This window comes from Stenotrophomonas capsici (genome assembly GCF_034961085.1).
In the GTDB taxonomy this organism is placed as follows: Bacteria; Pseudomonadota; Gammaproteobacteria; order Xanthomonadales; family Xanthomonadaceae; genus Stenotrophomonas; species Stenotrophomonas capsici.
The window spans coordinates 1-7,534 of sequence record NZ_JAYFUH010000078.1; the positions used below are offsets into that span (position 1 = coordinate 1).

General features: G+C 67.7%; 6 protein-coding genes and 3 tRNA genes. 6 read left to right on the forward strand and 3 right to left on the reverse strand.

Annotation, left to right across the window (positions count from 1 at the left end; genetic code table 11):
- Positions 1-339: 339 nt before the first annotated feature.
- From VA603_RS06580 to VA603_RS06590, 3 genes are read left to right on the forward strand one after another with little or no spacing between them, the layout of a single operon-like run.
- Positions 340-978, forward strand: a complete 639-nt coding sequence (locus VA603_RS06580; RefSeq protein WP_132863329.1) for a DUF4126 domain-containing protein — start codon at positions 340-342, stop codon at positions 976-978.
- 32 nt (positions 979-1,010) lie between these two features.
- Positions 1,011-2,834: an EAL domain-containing protein gene (locus VA603_RS06585; protein WP_132863328.1), complete on the forward strand. Its 1,824-nt coding sequence runs from the start codon at positions 1,011-1,013 to the stop codon at positions 2,832-2,834.
- Positions 2,835-5,276: an ATP-binding protein gene (locus VA603_RS06590; RefSeq protein ID WP_425603671.1), complete on the forward strand. Its 2,442-nt coding sequence runs from the start codon at positions 2,835-2,837 to the stop codon at positions 5,274-5,276.
- Positions 5,277-5,494: 218 nt separating this feature from the next.
- Here the strand turns inward: VA603_RS06590 and bfr are convergent, their stop codons facing one another.
- From bfr to VA603_RS06605, 3 genes are all read right to left on the reverse strand, one after another.
- Complete coding sequence (bfr, locus tag VA603_RS06595; protein WP_132863324.1) at positions 5,495-5,965, reverse strand: bacterioferritin; 471 nt, start codon at positions 5,963-5,965, stop codon at positions 5,495-5,497.
- Positions 5,966-6,067: 102 nt separating this feature from the next.
- Entirely contained in the window at positions 6,068-6,268 is a 201-nt protein-coding gene (locus VA603_RS06600) for a (2Fe-2S)-binding protein (RefSeq protein ID WP_132863322.1), read from the reverse strand.
- A 77-nt stretch (positions 6,269-6,345) separates the two neighbouring features.
- Positions 6,346-6,954 carry an RNA pyrophosphohydrolase gene (locus VA603_RS06605; protein WP_323438314.1) on the reverse strand — a complete coding sequence of 203 codons (609 nt, stop codon included), beginning with the start codon at positions 6,952-6,954 and terminating at the stop codon, positions 6,346-6,348.
- A 118-nt stretch (positions 6,955-7,072) separates the two neighbouring features.
- Here VA603_RS06605 and VA603_RS06610 point away from each other — a divergent pair.
- From VA603_RS06610 to VA603_RS06620, 3 genes are all read left to right on the forward strand, one after another.
- Positions 7,073-7,149: transfer RNA gene (locus VA603_RS06610), tRNA-Met, on the forward strand.
- Positions 7,150-7,176: 27 nt separating this feature from the next.
- A tRNA-Gln gene (locus VA603_RS06615) sits at positions 7,177-7,251 on the forward strand.
- Positions 7,252-7,353: 102 nt separating this feature from the next.
- A tRNA-Gln gene (locus tag VA603_RS06620) sits at positions 7,354-7,428 on the forward strand.
- The last annotated feature ends 106 nt before the right edge of the window (positions 7,429-7,534 follow it).

Consider the following 7,534-nt stretch of genomic DNA (forward strand, 5'->3'; position numbering starts at 1 on the left):
GCTTCTCGCGCAGGCCTCCGGCATCGGGGGAGGCATAGCGCGCCGACAGCCAGCCCACCAGCAGCAGTGACAACAGCCAGGCACCGGCCAGCAGCGCGAGCGGCACCCAGCCCGGCCGCGCCGATGCGCCGCCACGGGGGGTGATCTGGAAACGGGAAGTGGGTCGAGGGCTCATGGCAGGCTCCGGCGCCCCGACAGGGCGGCCTTGCTCGGTCTGACTAACGACGGGCCAGTGTAAACGAGAGTCGATGGCCGACGCCTGTACCCGCGCATCTGGCAATCATCGCGGGCATATCCGATAGTTGGGACCCTGCTCACGGTTCGCACGCGGCCCCTCCCATGACCGAAGCCCACATATTCGTCATCGGCATCCTGCTGGCCTGGCTGGCCGGCATCCGTGTCTACCTGACCGTGTTCGGCGTCGGTCTGGCCGGGCTGCTGGGCTGGGTGGACCTGCCTCCAGCCCTGCAGGCCACTGAATCGTGGTGGGTGCTGGGCACCTCCGCCGCGCTGGCCGCGGCCGAGTTCTTCGCCGACAAGATACCCGGCGTGGATTCGATCTGGGACCTGGTCCAGACCCTGGCCCGCGTGCCCGCCGGGGCGTTCCTGGCCGCCGCCACGCTGTCGCCGGACGGCCAGCTCGGCACCGGCGCCCTCGTTGCCGGCGCCGGCGTCGCGCTGGCCAGCCATGGGCTCAAGTCCGGCACCCGCGCCCTGCTCAACACCTCGCCCGAGCCGGCCAGCAACTGGGTCGCCTCCGTCGCCGAGGACACCGTGGTCGTCGGCGGCCTGGCGCTGGCGTTGGCGCATCCGTGGCTGGCACTGTGCTTCGTGCTGGGCGCCAGCATCCTCGGAGCGCTGGTGGTCTGGCTGGTTTGGCGCATGCTGTGGCGCGGCCTCAAGCGCCTGTTCGCGGCCCCGGCGGCGACGCCTCCCCTTTCCGGCAGTGGCGAACGGTCGCTGCCACCCTCTTCCTGAACGCATAATCGCCCGGCCCACCGGGAGCAGAAATGGCAAGCACCGACACCCCGACCCCGACCGCCCGACCCATTCGTGCGGAAACCCCGCCCGCCGGCTACTGGCAGCGCTGGAGCGTGCGCAATGCGCCGCCGGCCGAAGCCGTGCAGGCGCAGATCCGCAGCAGCGGCGAGGACGCCCCGGCCGCCGATCCGGCGCAGGCCACCGATGCCGAAGCGCCGTACCGGGTCCTTATCATCGAGGACAACCGCTCCCAGGCGCTGTTCGCGCAGAGCGTGCTGCATGGCGCCGGCATGCAGGCCTTCGTGCAGATGGATGTCGATGGCGTGCAGCAGGCCATCACCGAGCACCGCCCCGACCTGATCCTGATGGACCTGCACATGCCCGGCATCGACGGCATGCGCCTGACCGCGATGATCCGCCAGCATCCGCAGCAGCAGTTGCTGCCGATCGTGTTCCTGACCGGTGAAGCCGACCCGGACCGCCAGTTCGAAGTACTCGATTGCGGTGCCGACGACGTGCTGGTCAAGCCGATCCGCCCTCGCCACCTGGTCGCCGCGGTCGCCAACCGGATCCGCCGCAACCGCATGCAGCCGGCCGGCCGCAGCGAGCCCGGCCCGCTGTTGAACAACCCGGAAACCGGCCTGCCCACGCGCCACAACGTCATGCAGCAGCTGCAGGCGGCGTTGGCGGCCTCGGCCAGCGGCGGACTGCTGTTCATCGAGATCGCCAGCGCGCTGGGCCTGCGCGAGCGTTACGGCTACGCCAGCTTCGAACGGTTGATGGTGCAGGCCGCACAGCGCCTGTTCGGCGGGCTCAAGCCTTACCAGCTGGCACGCCTGAACGACAACAGCTTCCTGCTGCTGGCCCGCGACCTGGACGAGACCAAGGTCGAGGAACTGGCCCAGTTCACCCGCACTATCCTGTCCGCGCAGCCGTTCTCCGCACGCGAGGAAGAATCGGTCTTCCTGCGTTGCGCCGTCGGCCATGCCCGCCTGTCGCAGGGCTTCGCCGACGCGGACAACGCGCTGGAAGCGGTCGAGCGCACTACCCTGCAGGCGCGCCTGAGCCATACCGGCAGCGCTGCCTACGTGCCCGAGGACGAGGCCCAGAACAAGGAACACCTGGCCCTGCTGGACGGCCAGTTGGAGCTGGCCTACCAGCCCATCGTCGCCGTCGCCGGCAGCGACACGGCGCAGTACCAGCTGCTGTTGCGCCTGCGCCAGAGCAACGGCACCCTGCTTTCCGCCGGCCAGGTCATCCCGGCCGCCGAAGCCGCCGGCCGCATCGCCGACCTCGACCAGCAGGTGGTCGAACACGCGCTCGGCCTGCTGCACCTGTACCAGTTCGCCACCCCGCCGATGCGCCTGTTCGTGTCCCAGTCGCTGCGCACGCTGGCCCGCGGTGCCTATGCCGACTGGCTGCTCAAGGCGTTGCAGGACCGCCAGGTCGCCGGCAACGGGTTGGTCATCGACGTCCGCCTGTCCGATGCACTCGTGCATGTGGTCGGCCTGCAGCAGTTCTGCGCACGGCTGATGCCGGCCGGCGTGCAGTTCTGCCTGAGCCAGTTCGAACCCGGCGATGAAGCCAACGCCCTGCTGACCCAGCTGCCGCTGAGCTACGTGCGCATGGCCGCGCGCTACGCCGGCAGCCACACCAGCCAGAAACTGCGCGATGAGCTGCGCACCACCATCGACCTGGCCCACCGCGCCAACGTGCAGATCATCGGCCAGCAGATCGAAGACCCGCAGGCCGCCGCGGCGATGTGGATGGGGGGCGTGGACTTCATCCAGGGCAACGTCGTGCAGCACGCCGGCGCCGAGCTCAATTTCGATTTCCAGAACGCGGTGCTGTAAGTGGCCGGCCACGGGGGAGCGCGCAACTGGGCGCTGTTGGCCGCCGGCTGCGCGGCGGCCTCCGCTGCCACCGCCTGGCTGCCGCAGGTGCCGGCCGTGGCCGGTGGCGCGGCCGCTATCGCCGCGACCATCGCCGCGCTGCTGGCGGCGATCAGCGGCAATGGCCTGGCACGCGATGCACATGCCCTGCAGCTGCAGAACGACGAGCTGCAGCTGGAAGGCAATCGCCTGCGCCAGGCCGAGCAACGCCACGGCAAGCTCGAGCAGGAACTGCTGCAGGCCAAGCAGGCCGCCGAGGCCGCCACGCTGGCCAAGGGTGAATTCCTGGCCACGATGAGCCACGAGATCCGCACGCCACTCAACGGCATCCTGCCGATGCTGGAGATGGTCTCGCAGGGACCGCTGGATCCGGAGCAGCGCAACATGCTCAACACGGCCACCGAGAGTTCACGGCAGCTGTTCCGCATCGTCGATGACATCCTGGACTACTCCAAGCTCGAGGCGAACCGGCTGGAGCTGGAGATCACCACCTTCAACCTGCGCGAGACCCTGGAAGGCATGTTGCTGCTGATGCAGCGCGCCGCCGAGCACAAGGGCCTGCGCCTGTCGCTGCACATCGATCCGGCCGTGCGCCTGCCGGTGCGCGGCGATCCGGTGCGGCTGCGCCAGGTGATGGGCAACCTGCTGGTCAATGCGATCAAGTTCACCGAGCGCGGCAGCGTGCAGGTCAACGTCAAGCGGCTCGGCGAGACCCCGGCGCAGCACCAGCTGCGCTTCGAGGTGCGCGACACCGGCATCGGCCTGGACAGCGCGCAGCAGGAACGCCTGTTCAATGCCTTCACCCAGGCCGACGCCTCCACCACCCGCCTGTACGGCGGCACCGGGCTGGGCCTGGCCATCTGCAAGCGCATCGTCGACCTGATGCGCGGCACCATCGGCGTGCAGTCACAGCCGGGGCGCGGCGCCACGTTCTGGTTCGAGATCCCGCTGCTCAAGGTCATCGGCGACCTGCAGCAACCCGATCACCTCGGCAAGCCCCGCAAGGTCCTGCTGCTGCTGCCCGAACAACGCCTGCGCCAGCGCTTCGAGCGCATCCTCGCCACCTGGGGCTACGAGCCGCTGGCGGCGCCGGGCCTGCAGGAAGCCCTGGAGTACCTGCGCAACCCCGCCACCAGCAGCAGCTTCCATGCCGTCATCGGCGACCTGGAGTCCCAGCGCGGCAGTGCGGTCGCCTTGCAGCGTGCCGTCGAGCGCATGGGCAATACCGCTCCCCGGTTGGTGTGGCTGCAGGGCGATGCGCCACCGGCCGAGGACCTGCAGACCGGCGCGGCGATACTGCTGCCCAAACACCTGGCCGACGCACAGCTGCGCCAGGCGCTGGCGGCACCACGGGTGGTCGCACCGCGCCACGACGATGCGCCGGCAGCAACGATTGCGGCCAGCACCGCACCTGTTGCCACGGCCACGAACGTTCATGCCGGTGCCACACCCGACGCGGAACCGACGACCCCGCCGGTTCCGGCTCCCCCTGCCACGCCAGCTGCACCGGCCATCAGCGCGCCAACGCCCGTGCCGGCTGCGCCCGAGGCGCTTCCCGCGACCGACAACGTCGACCTGACCGGCATGAAGGTGCTGCTGGTCGAGGACAATCCGGTCAACCTGATGGTGGCGCAGAAGCTGCTCAAGGTCCTGGGTTGCATCCCCGACGCCGCCGAGAACGGGGCCATTGCCTTGGACAAGCTGCGCCGGCACGACTACGAGGCCGTGCTGATGGACTGCCAGATGCCGGTACTGGACGGCTATGCCGCCACCGGCCGCTGGCGCGCGCACGAGGCCAGCACCGGCAGCGCGCGGCTGCCGATCATCGCCATGACCGCCAACGCCATGGCCGGCGACCGCCAGCGTTGCCTGGATGCCGGCATGGATGACTACCTCTCCAAACCCATCTCACGCGCCCAACTGCAGGCCTGCCTGCAACGCCATCGGCACCTGCCGCCCGCTGCCACCACCACAACCGACACGCCCATGCCTTCAGAAGCCCCCAGCGCCCCCGCGGCGCCCCCGTCACCTGGCCCGGCCGACGTGCCGGCCATGGCGGTGCTGGACACCACCGTGCTGGACGAGCTGTTCGAGATAGCCGGCGATGAAACCGGCGCGATCATCGCCCTGTTCCTCGACGAAACGCCCCGCTTGGTCGAACAGTTGCAGCAGGCTGCCGCGATGGCGGACAACGAGCGCATCCGCGAGATCTCGCACAGCCTGAAGTCCTCCAGCGGCAATGTCGGTGCGCAGGCCCTGTCCGATGCCGCCCGCCGCATCGAACACGCCGCGCGCACCGGCACGCTGGAACGCCCGACGGTCATGGCCGCGCTGGTGATCGCCGAATTCGCCCGCGCCCGCATCGCCCTGGCCGCCTACCAGCACGGCCTGCCGCAGTCCTGACACCGGCGGGACGAAGGTCCCCGCCAGCCCTGCGCCCTGGCTACCGGTTGCGCGGGCCGGGACGGAATCCCGGCCCCGTCCCCAACCCCGTCCGCACCCGGCACATCCGCTCAACGCGACACGGCAACGCCGCCCCACGCACCAAACCGCACAAACGACAACGGCGCCATGCGCGGTCATCCACCGCACATGACGCCGTCGTGGCGAGACCCCGGAACTCAGTCGTCGATCTTGGTCAGCAGGTAGTTCGGCTCACCAATGCGCTCGATCAGGTCCAGCTGGGTCTCCAGCCAATCGATGTGCTCCTCCTCCGAATCGAGGATCTTCACGAACAGCTCGCGGCTGACGTAGTCGCTGATCGACTCGGCGTAGGCCACGGCATCGCGCAGCACCACGACGGCCTCGTTCTCCAGGGCCAGGTCGCACTTCAGGATCTCGGTCGGGTTCTCGCCGATGCGCAGCTTGCCCAACGCCTGGAAATTCGGCAGTCCCTCGAGGAACAGGATGCGATCGGAGAGCGCATCGGCGTGCTTCATCTCGTCGATCGATTCCTTGTACTCGTGCTCGGCCAGTTCCTTCAGGCCCCAGTTCTTCAGCATCTTGGCGTGCAGGAAGTACTGGTTGATTGCGGTCAACTCGTTGTAGAGGACCTTGTTGAGAAACTCGATGACTTTGGCGTCGCCTTTCATGGCACGGACTCCGACGGTGTGAACGGGCGAACTCTACCCGTTGTCGGCGCGCAATGAAGGAACGCGAATCGTGATCATTAGCCGCCGCGGCGGCGGGCAGGCTCAGGCGGCCTGCAACATCGGCAAGGGCAACTCGCGGGTCAGCCGCGCCTGCTCCAGCAGGCCTGCGGCCATGTCCAGGCAGGAGCCACAATTGGAGCCGCATCCGGTGCGCATGGTCAGTTCGGCCACGCTGTCACAACCGGCAAGCGCGGCTTCACGGATCTGGTGATCGGTAACCCCATTGCAGATGCAGACGTACACGGATGCTTGCTCGTTGGACAGCCCTGATTGGCTGAGCGCATTCCACCGCAAATGATAATGGTTGTCAATTCCAGCCGTTAATCATTATTAATCTTCTTCCGCCATGGCCCCTGCCGCCGTTGCCGCTTGCGCGGCCGGTCGTGCCCGGCGGTATTGCCCGGCAGCCAGGCCTCCAGCGCCGAGGCCGGCATCGACTGCACGCCGGACCCGGCGATGCCCCGCGCCAATGGCGCCAGGTGCCGCAATGCACGGGCATAGACACCGCGCTTGAAGATCACCACATGCTCGACCGGGTACCAGAAATCCACCCAGCGCCAATGATCGAACTCGGGGGTCTCGGTCTGGTCCAGGCGCACATGCGCCTCGTCGCCGGTCAGGCGCAACAGGAACCAGACCTGCTTCTGGCCGATGCAGACCTGGCGTTCGTTGCGGCGTACGGCCCGGCTGGGCAGCCGGTAGCGAAGCCATCCGGGGGTCGCCCCCAGTACTTCGACGTGTTCGGGCAGCAGGCCGGTTTCCTCCTGCAGCTCGCGGTACATGGCTTCGACAGGCGTTTCGTCGGTATTCATTCCGCCCTGCGGGAACTGCCAGCCATCCCGGCGCACGCGTCGTGCCCAGAACACCTGCCCATCCTCCCGCATCAGCACAATGCCGACATTCGGTCGATAGCCGTCCGGATCGATCACGATGCGGACTCCTAAAATTTCTACTGCCGAGGACTCTGCCATGGCCTTGCGCAGGCCACAAGCGCGAAAAAATCTGTTGACAGAATGACGCGGCACCACCAGAATTACCGGCTCCCAAGGCTATGTAGCTCAGCCGGTTAGAGCACAGCACTCATAATGCTGGGGTCGGTGGTTCGAGTCCACCCATAGCCACCATGGGAACGCAGGTTCCACCTGCACTACAGCCCCGTCGCCAAGCGGTAAGGCATCTGACTCTGACTCAGACATTCGGAGGTTCGAATCCTTCCGGGGCTGCCAGACACAAAAAGGCCTGATCGAAAGATCAGGCCTTTTCTGTTCCACCCTCTCGCGCCAATGCCCAACCAGCGGGCCGGATGTGCGATAATCGCGCTGCACCACAGCCCCGTCGCCAAGCGGTAAGGCATCTGACTCTGACTCAGACATTCGGAGGTTCGAATCCTTCCGGGGCTGCCAGACACGAAAGACCCGATCGAAAGATCGGGTCTTTTTTTATGCATCGACCGGGCCCGGAAGATTCCAGCAAGGCGGATACCCGCGCCGGATCCACACCCCGGAAACG